Origin of the sequence: Mucilaginibacter sp., assembly GCF_028288225.1 — a bacterium.
Taxonomy (GTDB): domain Bacteria; phylum Bacteroidota; class Bacteroidia; order Sphingobacteriales; family Sphingobacteriaceae; genus Mucilaginibacter.
Genome location: NZ_JAQBOC010000022.1, coordinates 24,576 through 37,754, shown reverse-complemented (window position 1 = coordinate 37,754; position 13,179 = coordinate 24,576). Strand labels below are relative to the sequence as shown.

The window sequence follows — 13,179 nt, the reverse complement described above, 5'->3', positions numbered from 1 at the left end:
CTTATGTTTTTATAGTTTATTAGAATGAACTATCTGTTCTTTTAATTTATAACCTTCCATCGCCAGCCCGATATTAACCAGGAATTCCTCATCAATAGCATGATCATCCGCGGAACGCCATGTGCCGGAGCGGTTGGCAATGAAAAAACTTGAACCATTTGGATGGCGGATACGAAAACCATGTTCTCCCGCTATCTGTTCGGGCTTTGCTTCCAGCCGAAGCAAAGCACCTGTTGATGGATCTTTTACTTCAAGATGCATAAATAAGACAATTTATTAAGTTGATAGGTTACCTGGCCGCCTGTTCGCTGTCATGCTCCCTGTTTTTTAACTCAGCCGCTACACTTGCCTCGTTGGTCGCTTTACCGGTTTCCATTTTACGGTCTTTACCCCCTTTATCCAATGCGACAGATAACATGTTTCCGATCTTTTTCTCCTTCTTTAGCTTCATTTCAATTTAATCTATGGTTAATAAATAAACAATCCGGTTTAATGAAAGTTTAAATAATTTGATGGTTTGTTATTGTCTGGCTTGATTTTGACAGGAACCCGTTGTTTTATCTGCACCTGGAGATATTAAGCTTCATGCCTTGCGCTTCTGTATTGTCAGAAGTAAAAACTATTTATCCTGCCGATTAATGGCGGTCAACATTAACGATGTCGCCATTTAGCGGGATGGAATGCCTCCGGGTAGCGGGAATTAGGGATGATATTTTTTGATTTAAATCGTTGAACTTTCTTATGTTGATTTAATTTTAGTCAACTTTTATAGGACGGCACAAGGTCATAATAAGTCCCTGAGCGAGGATCATTGAGGTTATTATCCATACATCAGTTTGTAATACTGGTAGTTAATGCTCACCAGTATTTTAAAATCATCTACCATGTCGTTACCGATCGCCAGGTCAATCAGGGCATTTATTTCATCGATCTTGCCTCTGATAGCAAGCGATAGCTTGGTGAAATCCTTCCCTATGCCAACATCTGCAACATAGTTGATCAACTCGGTCTCCAGGGATTCTGCTTCTTCAATTGTCATTGTCGGCTTCTTTAATCTATCAAAAAAATATGCTGCGTGGCTAAAAGAACCAGGGAAAAAAATAAACGCAAATGCCGCGCATATATTGGCGCTCAATACCGTACCGCATATATAACGCCAATGGAGCGGTTCTTTATATACAGCCTTCCGGGCAATTTCTATCTATTTTTGAACATTATCAATCCGCGGGCAAGTCCTTATACTGACTGACTTTTTACAACATAACAAACCAGAGGATAAATAATTAAATTTTGTTTTATAGTAAAATTCACAGTCATAAATAAAGTTATTAATCGCAATGCATTTTCATCCGTTTTTTAAAACCAAAAAATGAGGCGATTGTTAAATGTTAAGTGATAAATAGGACGTGAGGTCTGGAACCTAAAGGTTTGATCAGCAGTCAAAAAAAATCAACGGGAAAGGGCTGATATAATCTTGCTGACTTTCAGATTTGATGATTCAAGATCTGATTATTAACATTAATTAATTACCCTATGAAAACGTTAAAACAATTAACTATCCCAGTGCTGCTAAGCCTGGTATTTGTCCTGACTTCAACGATACAGGCCGGAAAGGAAAAAGAGCGGATTCAAAAATCCACTACCGTATTGCAGGATTTTTACAAAATGAAAGAAAGTATTCCTTCACAACTGCTACAACAGGCTGAGGGCATTGTTATTATTCCTAAAATGATCAATGCCGGACTGATCGTTGCTGGAAAAAGAGGCAGTGGTGTGGCAATGGTCAAGCTTAGTAATGGAAAATGGAGCAATCCTGTGTTTGTTACTTTTACAGGAGGGAGTGTGGGCTTCCAGGCGGGTGTTCAGGCTGTTGATCTGGTGTTGGTATTTAAACATAATAGTGTTCTGTCAAAAGTGGAGAATGGTGATTTTACCATTGGCGGTGATATATCCGCGGCAGCGGGTCCGGTGGGCCGCAGTTCCAGTGCCAGTACAGATTATAAACTGGATGCAGAAGTTTATTCCTATTCACGAAGTAAGGGTCTTTTTGCAGGTTTAAGTATTAACGGATCTAACATTGCCATTGATAAGAGCGCTAATACGCGCTTTTATGGGGCAAGTGCCACTTCGAAATCCCTGTTTGCCTCATCTAAAAGTAATTCTGCTGCTGTTGCTGCTTTAAAGAAGACGCTTTCAGCGATGTAATTCAATGCATTGATTGAAACTAATAAGCCTTGTCTTCCTTGCCGAAGACCAGGCTTATTTTCATTGTTTGTCATAATCAGGAAACGTTCAGTATGTTGGCCGGGCTTAAAGATGTAGCCTGGTGCCGTCCGGGCAACAGGCTGCCGGTATCTGATCATATCAAAAAAAATCACCTAAAGTAATATAATACAACCAAAGCCATTTAGAACGGCTAACCAGCGGTTTAACTGTTTTTATTTCAGACGGATTTTCTACCGGCAGTTCTACATAAAATATTGTAAGCTTGCCAGGCTTACTGTAAAACCAGGTATTACCACCATGTCTCAATCATCTGTTTGGATACATAAATCATACACCGGTTCAAAAAACACTTAATCTAACAGTTTATTTATTTAACTTAGTTGAAAACCAATCGGATAAAAATAGGTTATTAAAATAACGTGGGGTGTTTATTCCGCCCGTATGCCGGTGATTACCGGTCTTTCGCTAATACCTGAATACAACGCCGGTCCGGTTAATAAATTTAATAATTAATAAAATGTTAGCTTCTGCATCTGATGAACCTGTAACTACTCCGTTTAATAGACTGAGGGATGCGCGAACACAGAAAGCGACAAATCCTAAAGTATCAATCCTGGGTTCCGGTATTCCCTCCCCAACTTTCCCAACCCTATCCCAAGCAAAACAATCCGTTAAAACGGATAACCTGTTATTGTCCAAAAGAGAAACGTCGCTTATAACAAAAAATGCACTTTCTTCCTCAAAGATATTCCCTATAACTTTCGGTTATTTACAAAAGCTATATTACACGAAGGTGCAGAAAGTAATTTACAGGACAAATGAATCTATTTATAAGATAGCACTCCATAGCGACATAAGTCCCGGTACCAGGATTTGCTGGCTGCAGCCGCGTGTGCATGGCTGGGCCATACTTTTAGGTTATGGCCTTGATGAAAGATTACTATTGGCCATTATTTCAGCTATCAGATCCCAGGAGTAATTATACACCATTTGATCTTACACATGAAAGATGCGCTTATTCACTACGAGTTTATCAATTCCGGTACCGGTTATATTATCGGCTACCTCTCCTTTGCGGCCGGGGTGGATGAAAAGGAGCGTGCGGAGCAACTGGAAAAGAAAAGAACTGAATTGGCTATTTTCAATAAAATATATATTGAATTGATTTATTGGCAGGAGAAGGGCCATGGCGTCCGGTAAACAGGTGACCTTAAAAAATTCAAATGGAAATACCCGGAGAAAATCTGTTAAACATCATCCATAAAAAATATTCAACGGCCTGACAACCGAAGATAGCTTGCGTCTAAAACTTGCATCTGATCCAGTTGTCTGGTTCGGGGAACTGAGCTTTAACCCTATCCGTGAGCATAAACAGGGCGTCACTAGGGTAAACTGTTTTTTACGCGATATTACAGAACAAAGCCAGCACGTCGAAAACGGATAGCCAGGGCCACAATGTACTAACCCGAGCCGCATGAGGCCGCGTTGATTGCCTGTTTGCTAAACGGTTCACTCCTTACTTAGATGAACTATAGCTCTATTTTGCACCATGATCAAGTTCAAAGGCCAGCTTACCCGTAATACGGTACTCTGTAATTTTTCCGTTTTCAACTGAAGCATGGTGTTCCTTAATATAAAAGGAACGTATATTATGCAATGTTTTTGCTGCCTCTGCTACAGCCTTTTGCGCAGCGTCCTCCCAACTTGTAGGAGAACCGGCCATTATTTCAACCACTTTTACTACTGACATAAGATGATTTATTTAAAAAGGACAAAACCACATGTGAAAATGTACAATAAGCCCGAACTTTCTAAAACAGCAATAGCGAAGCTCATTTTCCCTTCACAACTTTCTCACAAAACAATTTATTTAATAAATGGTTTCCAAAGTTTATTTTTATTACGATCGGGAACCTGGTATGCCGTCATTATCAGTAATTGCAGCAAAAGCCAAAGCCTGATTTAAACCCGGGCATATGATAATGTAGTTTATTGGAGTGATTATTGTATTGTATTGATTCGGGTTAAGAATTACAACGTTTAATGTGTACTATTGTATAATCCGATTTTAAAATTCATCGTCATTAATCAACAGTTGCCCCGGCAACCCTTATGGATACCAAAAATTTAATGGACCAGCTTGTCATTGTCCGCCAGGAAAAAGAAAAACTGGCTGCTGAACTCAACCTCGCTAATATCGAGTTGGACTTCCAAAATAAAGAAAAAGGGAAACGTGCCGCAGAACTGATCATTGCCAATATCGAGCTGGATTTTCAAAATGAAGAGAAGCTAAAACGAGCCCGGGAGCTGATCATTGCCAACAAGGAACTGGATTTTCAAAATGAAGAGAAAGCAAAGCGGGCAGCGGAGTTAATTATCGCCAGCAGGGAGCTGGTCTTTCAAAATTCCGAAAAAGAAAAGCGCGCGGCGGAACTGGTTATTGCCTATACCCAGCTGAATCTGCAAAACCGGGAGAGGGAAATACGTGCCGCCGAGCTGATCTTAGCCAATACCGAACTGATCTTTCAAAACCAGGAAAAGGAGAAACGCGCCGCGGAATTAATTATCGCTAACAAAGAGCTGGTCTTACAAAATCATTTAAAAGAAAAACTGGCCGCCGAACTGATCATCGCCAACAAAGAACTGATCTTCCAAAACCTCGAAAAAGAAAAGCGCGCAACAGAACTGATCATCGCTAACAAAGAACTCGTCTTTCAAAACCAGGAAAAAGGAAAGCGCGCCGCTGAGCTAATTATAGCAAATATCGAATTGGACTTCCAGGACGAAGAGAAAGAAAAACGGGCAGCGGAGTTAATTACCGCCCTTAAGGAATTGGATTTCCAGGATGAAGAAAAAGGGAAAAGGGCTGCCGAACTAATCATTGCCAACCGGGAGGTATTGGTTCAAAAGCAGGAGAAAGAAAGAAGGGCAGCGGCGGAAGCAAAGAAAGATGAGTTTTTTAACATGGTTAGTCATGAATTCAAGACACCGTTGACCAATATTAAGGCCATCAATCAGCTCCTGGAAAAAAAAACAGACAAGACTGATAAAACTTATCCTTTTATTGTCAACGCGAACCATAGCATTAAACGCCTGGAAAAACTGATAGCTGATTTATTAGACGTAACCAAGATCAATTCAGGGCAAATAGATCTTAATATCGCCGCGTTCTATTTTTCAGACGCGCTGACAAACAGTATTTCCAATGTGCAACTGATCTCCGGCAAACATGAGATCCTGCTTGAAAATTCCATTGACCTGCTTTATACTGGTGATCAGTTCCGGATAGAACAGGTGCTGATCAACCTGCTGAACAATGCCATCAAATATTCTCCTGATGCTAACCAGGTTATTGTGAAAGCGAAAATAGATGCAGGTCACGTTATAGTTCATGTCGAGGATTTTGGAATAGGTATCGCAAAAGAAGATATCGATCAACTATTCCAGCGATTTTACCGGGTTAGTAAAACAGCAATGCTTTACCAGGGTGTGGGCCTTGGCCTATATATTGCATCCGAGATCATTAAAAAGCACAATGGAACCTTTTCAATCGAAAGCAAACCAGGAAAAGGCAGCAGCTTTTGTTTTAGCTTACCTTTAGATCATCTCGTGCTTAACTGATATCGCCAGTTAAGTATGTACTTAAATAAATGACACTAAATACATAAACAATTACGTATATTGTTTGCTTGACCCTTCTTATCCATTCTTATGCCATCAGCTTTACGTTATAAAGAACAAACCTTTGAAGTAACACAGGAACATTTCAGCATTGCGCTTAACCAGGTTCAGTTAGGTTTCTGGGAACTTGATCTGAACAATTATAAGTTGAATTGCACTTCCAAGTGTAAAACCAATATCGGAATATTGATAGATGATCTGCTGGATTATGATACGTTATTGAAGTGCATATTACCTGAAGACCGGCCATTAATGCCCGAAGCTATCATCAAAGCGATACAATCAACTGATGGCATTTATAGCTTAGAGTACCGCGTCCGGCATAGCGATCAAAGTATTCATTGGATCGATGCGAAGGGCACGGTTCTTTTTGAAGCTGAAGTTCCCTGCCGTATCATCGGAACAATGGTAGATATTACCGAAAAGAAAGACCTTGAGCTTTTAAGGGACGAACTGTTTAATGTAACCACCCATGAACTAAAAACGCCACTTTCAGCAGTAAAAGGCTATCTGCAGCTTTTGGACCGTTTTATTGCGGGCCTGGGCAATGAAAAAATTGCCCAGGTGGCTAAAAGAGCTTTGGGTTCTGTAGAGCGGATCACCAGGTTATTAAATGAAATGGCTGACCCCGTTAACTTATACTCCAACCAGATCAGGTTAGCTAAAGATTATTTCGATCTGAATGCGCTTGGCGAAGAAATTGCCGGTAATGCCATGCTGATCAATCCTGATTACAGGATACAAGTATCCACTACAAACATAGATAGTCTTGTGTTTGCGGACCGGTACCGCATCGGGCAGGTTTTAACCAACCTGGTTAATAACGCCGTCAAATATTCTCCCGAATGTAAGAATGTGGAAGTGGCTATCGAAACGCATAACAATGAAGTCAAAGTGGTAGTTAAAGATTATGGCATTGGTTTGGCAGCGAGTGAACATCAGAAAGTATTTAAAAAGTTTTATCGCGCAACCACCACGCCAAAAAACATACCGGGTTTTGGCATCGGCTTATTCTTAAGCGCTGAGATCATAATCCGGCATGGCGGGCTCATTGGGGTGCAGGAAAACGATTCACAAACTGGAACCTGCTTTTACTTTACGCTTCCGGTATATGGCCTTAAGTAAGAGCTCATTGGGTTACCGGAAACCACAAATTCCATCGGGATTGTGCAGGTCACCTTATTGAAAGCGGAATTTTCGGCTGATTCGTTCCCTGCGGAACGAGCTTTTCGCTGGATCTTATCAAACGGGCTGAATTAGTTTAAGTCACGTTTGTTTTTTTGCCGGTTAAAGTCGTCGCCGGTCATTTTTTAATAGTTGCGGGGTGGCGCTTGTTTTGATGATATTCCCTGCGAACCGACACGATTTTGTAACATAATATAAAGATAGGTGTAAACTAAACAGGCCATAAAATGTTAGCTTAATTATGGATATCATCGGGAACAAATATTTAATAGACTTCGGCATGGCCAAAGCCATATTAGAGACAGAAAGCGAAACCAGGCTGACCTTTACCATCACAGAAAAAGACGGCAAGCAAATGAACGAAACTGAAACGGTCAAAATTAAATTAACCGAGATACGGCCTGCTATCTGGATGCTTAACTGGAAAGAAAAAAATGGGAATACGATCACTCAGATCCAGGATCATGAAAAGGGAGCCGTATATATGAACTGGACACATCCCGACGGTGAGTTTATCAATACGGTCGCGACGATCAGGCCGGTTTAAATTTAACCGGGAACCCCGTTCATATCAGTAGTCAGCACCTCGCTTATATAATCAAAGAAGGGTCGCATGTTTTTAAAAGCCCGGCAGGCACTTTCAAAGAAATTTCCGCTTAACACTTCCTCATCCGTAAAGCGGCGGATGATCAGGAATTGCTTATATCGCAATAAATCGATGGCCTCATGCGCCGGATCATAGCCTTTGGGCCGGGTCTTCAACTTTTCGCCCTGTAAAACACCAAAGGTTGAAATAAATGCCTCACTATTTAAAATAGCCCTCAGCGGCAAATGATCAAAAGCAATATCATCCCGGATCATTTTCAGATCCTGCGCATCTGGCCCCCAGAAGCCACCCAACACAAAACTCTTATCTCCAGGCTCCAAATGGTAATAGTAACCACCCCGCCGTTGTTTACCTGCACGGCGGAAACGGCCACCCCAATAAGTGCTGAAGGGGGTTTTATCCTTAGAAAAGCGGATGTCGCGATAAATGCGGTAAAGGCTCTTCTTGCCGGTAGGCGTTTCGATCACATCGTGTGTATTCAAATGCTGTAGCAATATATGGACAAAGCTTTCAACATAATCAAATTCTTTTTGATAAGCTTCTTTATGTTCAGCGAACCATTCGCGGTTATTATGCGTTTTCAGTGTGCGCATAAAATCAAGACAGGAAACGGGCAATACGGGATCGGTCATGGTTTCAAAATTAATTTTTAAAGTAACCTAAACAGGTTGATCAGATAACTATTCTGAATGTTAAATTAATCCGCGCTTTCATGGGTTTTATAGATTTAGCAATCCGGTGATCCCAATGTTCTTGTAAGCCCGCTTTCATAAGCAGGAATGAGCCGTGTTCCAGCCTGACGGAATATTTCTCCCTGTGATCGGCCTTATTGCGGATGTCAAAACTTCTGACCTGTCCGAAACTTACCGAAGCGATGATCGGGTTTTTGCCGAGAACGCTTTCGCGGTCGCTATGCCAGGCGACAGAATCATTGCCGTCGCGATAATAATTTAATAATACGCTGTTGAATTGGATGCCTGCGAATGGCTCTACCTTATTTTTGATCATTAGCAATTCAGGTGTCCAGGGTACCGGATTTGACACTTCCCCCGCGGCAGAATAATCGGTGCCAGGGTCGCCGTACCAGGCAGTAAGCCGGGGTGTGATCACTTCCTTGTCATACATTTTTTTCACGGTTTGCTTCCAGGGTGCTTCTGTTATAAATTGATGCAATAACTCATCACTTTCTGCCTGATCGAATAAACCCGGCCTGTATTCCAGTAATTCTTTGGGCAATCCTTTGCTTTGTCCTGCTTCCGCAAAAATGCTCAACTGTTCCATTATAATACCTCCACGTAATTTATGATAAACTTTGCCACCTGTTCCTGTTCGGCAACAATGAGTATATCGCCGTCATATATCCAAAAACCCTGCACATCAAATAATATCCTGCCCATGTAGTCCGGCTTCTCATCATAGGCTGTAAATAATCGATAACAAAGTTCCGCGTCCTTACTTTCCAAATCCAATACGATGCGGATGACCTTATCAGGGCCGTTTTTGCGCTTTACCCAGGCTCTTGCATTGTTAACTAAATAAGCGTTACTCATCATCATTAAACAAAAGTCGAAAATATTTTGTAATTTTTTATATAAAATACTAATATTTTTAGCACATATTTATAGTCCTAATTGAAAGTGTTTGCCTGATACCAAAAGAGATATGATCAGCCGGCTGCGAAAGGACATTTTGCTTTGGAAAGGCTATAAACCGCTCAAGCCGGTACACAGCAGTTGATTGGCTCAGTCGAAGCTATTTTTCCAAATGGGCATTTTTCCATTAGATACGGCACAAAGCTGATATGCAGTATACGGAGCATGCTACGGCCTGTGGCGGCTTTGTTAGTGCATTGCTTTCGGTGGTGATGCAAAATAACAAAGCCTGTTTATGGAGCTGGCTTTTCGGGAACCTTGTGAATGGTTAATAAAATCAGCAAAGGCCGCCTTTTTAGACACCTTTTTAAAATAAGAAATTTTTACTTGACCCGTTTGTATATTTCCACAGATTGTTCATCATTAGCACCGTTGATCACCTGGGTATATTCGTCATTGCCATTTAATGTGATCTTAATAGCAAATTTATGGTTGCGAAGAAGAGCGTAGTTTGATATTTGCTCTTCCTCCCTAAGCATATCATCCTTAAAAGTAAATACCCCGGTACCAAAACCATTTTTAAATTTGGTTTCTGCCTTATCCTGAGGGAACCTGTGTATGAAGATAAAATGCCCTCCCCAGAATATTTTATACTGCCTTACTTTCGTTGCTATAGTATCCTTGCCTTTTATTGTATAAGTTTTTTCCATTTTCCACAAACCATCAAGTATAGAGGTATCACCTGATGCCAATTTTTTATAGTCTTCTTTCAACACATATTTTACACCTTTTGCTGTAGTATAGTCCGGAATACTCTGGATATAACCGTTGGGTTTTCCCGTAATTTCAAGCTTATAAGTTAGGGATGAGTCAAGCGCTCTGCTGGTATAAATACTGCGTTCCGTAATTCTGTTACCTGAGTCAAGCGTATAGGTGCCAACACCAAATCCAACAGATGAATCAGGCACCATACTGGCATACATAAAGTAACGATCTGTATAAATTTTAATTTGAGTTCTCTTAATCGTAGAGTCTTTGCCTCTGCCAGTGATCACTTGTTTTTCAAGCTCATATACACCTGCCTGGCCCGCCTTAGATGAGTTTTCTTTTTTCTTACATCCTAAAATCAAGCAACTTAGTAAAGCTGCATAAATTAAAATCTTATTCATATTGCTTAAGTTTTAATGTGAGATAGAGATTTATTTGATCTGGTGGCGTTTCTTACCTGGTGGCAAACAGCTTAATTATCTTCAATAAAAGGGCCCAGGTAAGGACAAAATAAATGTCTAAAATTCTAACTGCCATAAAATATTATCACTTAGGTTAATTGTTATAATAAATTTACACATAATATATATGATTAACAATTATTAATGAAGGTCGAAGAAATGATATCTTTCCATCGCAAATTCCAGTCTTCGCTCAAATCTTAACGCTTGCCGTGCATACTCGTTTATTTATGTATAATTAACGCCAGACTGGTAAGTATTTACCAAATAATTTAAAGCGGCTGAGCCATCGGCCTGTTTCAATAAATTGCCCCGCATTCATTCCAAGTCTCTCCCCCATTAACACTTGCTTTAAATAATTTAAAAAACATAGTGAATACTAATATTTTTAGCATTAATTTTACTGTCCGATCTATAATTAATGATAATGACCGCTGCGCCCGATAGAAAAGAACTCATCAGCCGGTTGCAAAAGGACATTTTGCAATGGGAGGGCTACAGGCAGCCACCTGCCGGTACGCGGGAACTGGTTGGCCTGGGCCCGGTGGAAGCTGCCTTTCCAAATGGCGTTTTTCCAATAGGCGCGGTACATGAACTGGTCTGCGGTAATACGGAACAGGCTACTGCCTGCGGCGGCTTTGTAAGCGGATTGCTTTCGGTGCTGATGCGAAATGGCGGTGCCTGTTTATGGATCGGGCTTTCCGGAAACCTGTTCCCTTCAGCCCTCAAAGCCTTTGGCGTTGAGCCTGACCGGGTAATCTTCGTCAATCTCACTAAAGATAAGGATGTGCTTTGGGTGATGGAGGAAGCATTAAAATGCGCGGGACTGGCTGCGGTAGTCGGCGAACTGCGGGAGATGGACTTTAAACAATCACGCCGCTTACAATTGGCCGTTGAACAAAGTCATGTGACCGGTTTTGTCCTGCGTAACCAGTCGGAGAAAATGGGTTCAACAGCCTGTGCTGCCAGGTGGGAAATTACACCGTTGCCAAGTGAACCGGTAGATGGTTTGCCCGGCCTGGGTTTCCCGCGCTGGCAGGTCGAATTGCTCCGGGTACGCAACGGCCAGCCTGGCAATTGGACAATCGAATGGTTGGACAGTAAATTTACATCGGTCAGCAAACAAATGGTTAAACAGCAAAAATTAATGGTGGGTTGAGCAATGCAAAAGCGCTTCATGGCTATAGGGTTTCGTCATTTGACGACAGACTGGCTGGCACTTCAAAAACCGGAGTTAAAAGACATGCCTTTTGTTTTTGCGGCCCCGGAACGCAACCGCATCATTATCACCGCCGCTAATCAGGTGGCGGAAGCACAGGGTGTCTACCGCGGCATGGCAGCGGCCGACGCCAAAGCCATTACAACAAACCTGCAACTATTTGATCATATTCCCGGGAAAGAAGCCAGGCTATTAAGGCAACTGGGTTTGTGGTGTATCCGTTATACGCCTATTGTGGCGGTCAATCTGCCGGATGGACTGGTACTGGATATTTCCGGCTGTACGCATTTATGGGATGGCGAACGGGGTTATTTGAAAGAGATCGTTAACAAGCTACGCACATCCGGCTATGATGCAAGGGCTGCCATAGCCGATACCATCGGTGCTGCCTGGGCGGTGGCTCGCTTTGGAAAAACGACACCTATCATTGAGAGCGGCAGACAGGCACGGGCGTTGCTCAATTTACCTCCTGTTGCGCTCCGGCTGGAACCCATCGTGCTGGAAAAGCTGCAAAAATTGGGTTTCGTTACCATCAAAAGCTTTATACAGCTACCCCGTTCCGTATTGCGCAGACGGTTTGGCGAAGGACTATTATTCAAACTGGCGCAGGCATTGGGTTTGGATGATGAACACCTAACGCCTTTGGTTACGCCGGTACCCTATATGGAACGGCTGCCCTGCCTGGAACCGGTCAGAACCGTCAAGGCGATTGAAATTGCTATTCAAAAATTACTGGAAGGCTTATGTACAAGGCTAAAGGCTGAGGGCAAAGGCGTTCGCAAAGCCCTGCTCAAATGTTACCGTGTTGATGGTAAAATGGTACAAGCCGGTATTACCACCAATCGCGGCTCGTATAGCGTTTCGCATTTATTTAAACTGTTCGAATTACAGATCAGCAAAATAGAACCGGCCCTGGGTATCGAGTTATTCCTGCTGGAAGTGCCGAAAGTGGAAGATATTGACCCGGTACAGGAAAAATTATGGGCAGGAAATCCCGGTTTACAGGACACCGCTTTGGCGGAACTGCTGGACAAACTGGCGGGCAGGGTTGGCCCGAACGCTATTCACCGTTACCTGCCGGTGGAACACTACTGGCCGGAACGTTCAATTAAGAAAGCAGCCTCTTTAAAAGAAGTGCCTGCAACCAAATGGCGTACAGACAGGCCGCGCCCCCTGCGGATGCTGCGCCGCCCGGAACCCATTGAAGTTATGGCGCTTTTGCCGGATTACCCGCCAAAAGTATTTACTTACAAAGGCAGGCGGCATGTGGTCGAAAAAGCGGACGGGCCGGAACGTATAGAACGGGAATGGTGGCGGGACAAAGGTGAGCACCGGGATTATTATGCTGTAGAGGATTCGGACGGGCAGCGTTACTGGTTGTTCCGTTCCGGGCATTATGATACCGCGCCGCAATGGTATTTACACGGATTTTTTGCATAA

17 protein-coding genes are annotated in these 13,179 nt (G+C 42.4%); 9 read left to right on the top strand and 8 right to left on the bottom strand.

What is annotated here, in order from left to right; genetic code table 11:
- Positions 1–9: 9 nt before the first annotated feature.
- From JWQ54_RS06775 to JWQ54_RS06765, 3 genes are all read right to left on the bottom strand, one after another.
- Positions 10–261: a hypothetical protein gene (locus JWQ54_RS06775; RefSeq protein WP_299582019.1), complete on the bottom strand. Its 252-nt coding sequence runs from the start codon at positions 259–261 to the stop codon at positions 10–12.
- A gap of 28 nt (positions 262–289) precedes the next feature.
- The gene (locus tag JWQ54_RS06770) at positions 290–451 is read right to left on the bottom strand and encodes a hypothetical protein (RefSeq protein WP_299582016.1); all 162 of its coding nucleotides are present in this window, start codon (positions 449–451) and stop codon (positions 290–292) included.
- A gap of 369 nt (positions 452–820) precedes the next feature.
- Entirely contained in the window at positions 821–1,039 is a 219-nt protein-coding gene (locus JWQ54_RS06765) for a hypothetical protein (protein ID WP_299582013.1), read from the bottom strand.
- Between the two features lie 494 nt (positions 1,040–1,533).
- Between JWQ54_RS06765 and JWQ54_RS06760 the strand changes: the two genes are divergently transcribed.
- The 3 genes from JWQ54_RS06760 (at position 1,534) to JWQ54_RS06750 (ending at position 3,426) form a co-directional block, all read left to right on the top strand.
- Positions 1,534–2,205 (top strand): lipid-binding SYLF domain-containing protein, encoded by a 672-nt coding sequence (locus JWQ54_RS06760; RefSeq protein WP_299582010.1) that lies wholly within the window; start codon positions 1,534–1,536, stop codon positions 2,203–2,205.
- A 538-nt stretch (positions 2,206–2,743) separates the two neighbouring features.
- Positions 2,744–3,205, top strand: a complete 462-nt coding sequence (locus JWQ54_RS06755) for a hypothetical protein (RefSeq protein WP_299582007.1) — start codon at positions 2,744–2,746, stop codon at positions 3,203–3,205.
- Positions 3,206–3,228: 23 nt separating this feature from the next.
- On the top strand, positions 3,229–3,426 hold the full coding sequence (locus JWQ54_RS06750) for a hypothetical protein (protein WP_299582005.1): 198 nt from the start codon (positions 3,229–3,231) through the stop codon (positions 3,424–3,426).
- Positions 3,427–3,763: 337 nt separating this feature from the next.
- On the opposite strand, the gene JWQ54_RS06745 is transcribed toward JWQ54_RS06750, so the two are convergent.
- Positions 3,764–3,976 (bottom strand): dodecin family protein, encoded by a 213-nt coding sequence (locus tag JWQ54_RS06745; RefSeq protein WP_299582003.1) that lies wholly within the window; start codon positions 3,974–3,976, stop codon positions 3,764–3,766.
- Between the two features lie 362 nt (positions 3,977–4,338).
- Between JWQ54_RS06745 and JWQ54_RS06740 the strand changes: the two genes are divergently transcribed.
- The 3 genes from JWQ54_RS06740 (at position 4,339) to JWQ54_RS06730 (ending at position 7,639) form a co-directional block, all read left to right on the top strand.
- The gene (locus JWQ54_RS06740) at positions 4,339–5,847 is read left to right on the top strand and encodes an ATP-binding protein (RefSeq protein ID WP_299581999.1); all 1,509 of its coding nucleotides are present in this window, start codon (positions 4,339–4,341) and stop codon (positions 5,845–5,847) included.
- 90 nt (positions 5,848–5,937) lie between these two features.
- Entirely contained in the window at positions 5,938–7,032 is a 1,095-nt protein-coding gene (locus JWQ54_RS06735; protein WP_299581996.1) for an ATP-binding protein, read from the top strand.
- Between the two features lie 301 nt (positions 7,033–7,333).
- Positions 7,334–7,639: a hypothetical protein gene (locus JWQ54_RS06730; protein ID WP_299581994.1), complete on the top strand. Its 306-nt coding sequence runs from the start codon at positions 7,334–7,336 to the stop codon at positions 7,637–7,639.
- Positions 7,640–7,641: 2 nt separating this feature from the next.
- On the opposite strand, the gene JWQ54_RS06725 is transcribed toward JWQ54_RS06730, so the two are convergent.
- From JWQ54_RS06725 to JWQ54_RS06715, 3 genes are read right to left on the bottom strand one after another with little or no spacing between them, the layout of a single operon-like run.
- Complete coding sequence (locus JWQ54_RS06725; protein WP_299581992.1) at positions 7,642–8,331, bottom strand: DUF2461 domain-containing protein; 690 nt, start codon at positions 8,329–8,331, stop codon at positions 7,642–7,644.
- Positions 8,332–8,371: 40 nt separating this feature from the next.
- Positions 8,372–8,980, bottom strand: coding sequence for an alpha-ketoglutarate-dependent dioxygenase AlkB (locus tag JWQ54_RS06720; RefSeq protein ID WP_299581989.1), 609 nt, complete (start codon positions 8,978–8,980; stop codon positions 8,372–8,374).
- Positions 8,980–9,255 (bottom strand): hypothetical protein, encoded by a 276-nt coding sequence (locus tag JWQ54_RS06715; protein WP_299581986.1) that lies wholly within the window; start codon positions 9,253–9,255, stop codon positions 8,980–8,982. Before JWQ54_RS06715 ends, JWQ54_RS06720 begins: the two co-directional genes overlap by 1 nt.
- Positions 9,256–9,500: 245 nt before the next feature.
- Between JWQ54_RS06715 and JWQ54_RS06710 the strand changes: the two genes are divergently transcribed.
- Complete coding sequence (locus JWQ54_RS06710) at positions 9,501–9,623, top strand: hypothetical protein (RefSeq protein ID WP_299581983.1); 123 nt, start codon at positions 9,501–9,503, stop codon at positions 9,621–9,623.
- A 51-nt stretch (positions 9,624–9,674) separates the two neighbouring features.
- Here the strand turns inward: JWQ54_RS06710 and JWQ54_RS06705 are convergent, their stop codons facing one another.
- On the bottom strand, positions 9,675–10,460 hold the full coding sequence (locus tag JWQ54_RS06705) for a hypothetical protein (RefSeq protein ID WP_299581980.1): 786 nt from the start codon (positions 10,458–10,460) through the stop codon (positions 9,675–9,677).
- Between the two features lie 487 nt (positions 10,461–10,947).
- Between JWQ54_RS06705 and JWQ54_RS06700 the strand changes: the two genes are divergently transcribed.
- Both JWQ54_RS06700 and JWQ54_RS06695 read left to right on the top strand, forming a co-directional pair.
- The gene (locus tag JWQ54_RS06700; RefSeq protein WP_299581977.1) at positions 10,948–11,679 is read left to right on the top strand and encodes an Error-prone repair protein ImuA; all 732 of its coding nucleotides are present in this window, start codon (positions 10,948–10,950) and stop codon (positions 11,677–11,679) included.
- 3 nt (positions 11,680–11,682) lie between these two features.
- The gene (locus tag JWQ54_RS06695; RefSeq protein ID WP_299581974.1) at positions 11,683–13,179 is read left to right on the top strand and encodes a DNA polymerase Y family protein; all 1,497 of its coding nucleotides are present in this window, start codon (positions 11,683–11,685) and stop codon (positions 13,177–13,179) included.

Excerpts from the sequence above, each read along its gene's own strand:
- JWQ54_RS06775 (WP_299582019.1), bottom strand. The coding sequence starts at position 261 with ATGCATCTTGAAGTAAAAGATCCATCAACAGGTGCTTTGCTTCGGCTG.
- JWQ54_RS06770 (WP_299582016.1), bottom strand. The coding sequence starts at position 451 with ATGAAGCTAAAGAAGGAGAAAAAGATCGGAAACATGTTATCTGTCGCA.
- JWQ54_RS06765 (WP_299582013.1), bottom strand. The coding sequence starts at position 1,039 with ATGACAATTGAAGAAGCAGAATCCCTGGAGACCGAGTTGATCAACTAT.
- JWQ54_RS06760 (WP_299582010.1), top strand. The coding sequence starts at position 1,534 with ATGAAAACGTTAAAACAATTAACTATCCCAGTGCTGCTAAGCCTGGTA.
- JWQ54_RS06755 (WP_299582007.1), top strand. The coding sequence starts at position 2,744 with ATGTTAGCTTCTGCATCTGATGAACCTGTAACTACTCCGTTTAATAGA.
- JWQ54_RS06750 (WP_299582005.1), top strand. The coding sequence starts at position 3,229 with ATGAAAGATGCGCTTATTCACTACGAGTTTATCAATTCCGGTACCGGT.
- JWQ54_RS06745 (WP_299582003.1), bottom strand. The coding sequence starts at position 3,976 with ATGTCAGTAGTAAAAGTGGTTGAAATAATGGCCGGTTCTCCTACAAGT.
- JWQ54_RS06740 (WP_299581999.1), top strand. The coding sequence starts at position 4,339 with ATGGATACCAAAAATTTAATGGACCAGCTTGTCATTGTCCGCCAGGAA.
- JWQ54_RS06735 (WP_299581996.1), top strand. The coding sequence starts at position 5,938 with ATGCCATCAGCTTTACGTTATAAAGAACAAACCTTTGAAGTAACACAG.
- JWQ54_RS06730 (WP_299581994.1), top strand. The coding sequence starts at position 7,334 with ATGGATATCATCGGGAACAAATATTTAATAGACTTCGGCATGGCCAAA.
- JWQ54_RS06725 (WP_299581992.1), bottom strand. The coding sequence starts at position 8,331 with ATGACCGATCCCGTATTGCCCGTTTCCTGTCTTGATTTTATGCGCACA.
- JWQ54_RS06720 (WP_299581989.1), bottom strand. The coding sequence starts at position 8,980 with ATGGAACAGTTGAGCATTTTTGCGGAAGCAGGACAAAGCAAAGGATTG.
- JWQ54_RS06715 (WP_299581986.1), bottom strand. The coding sequence starts at position 9,255 with ATGATGATGAGTAACGCTTATTTAGTTAACAATGCAAGAGCCTGGGTA.
- JWQ54_RS06710 (WP_299581983.1), top strand. The coding sequence starts at position 9,501 with ATGCAGTATACGGAGCATGCTACGGCCTGTGGCGGCTTTGTTAGTGCA.
- JWQ54_RS06705 (WP_299581980.1), bottom strand. The coding sequence starts at position 10,460 with ATGAATAAGATTTTAATTTATGCAGCTTTACTAAGTTGCTTGATTTTA.
- JWQ54_RS06700 (WP_299581977.1), top strand. The coding sequence starts at position 10,948 with ATGACCGCTGCGCCCGATAGAAAAGAACTCATCAGCCGGTTGCAAAAG.
- JWQ54_RS06695 (WP_299581974.1), top strand. The coding sequence starts at position 11,683 with ATGCAAAAGCGCTTCATGGCTATAGGGTTTCGTCATTTGACGACAGAC.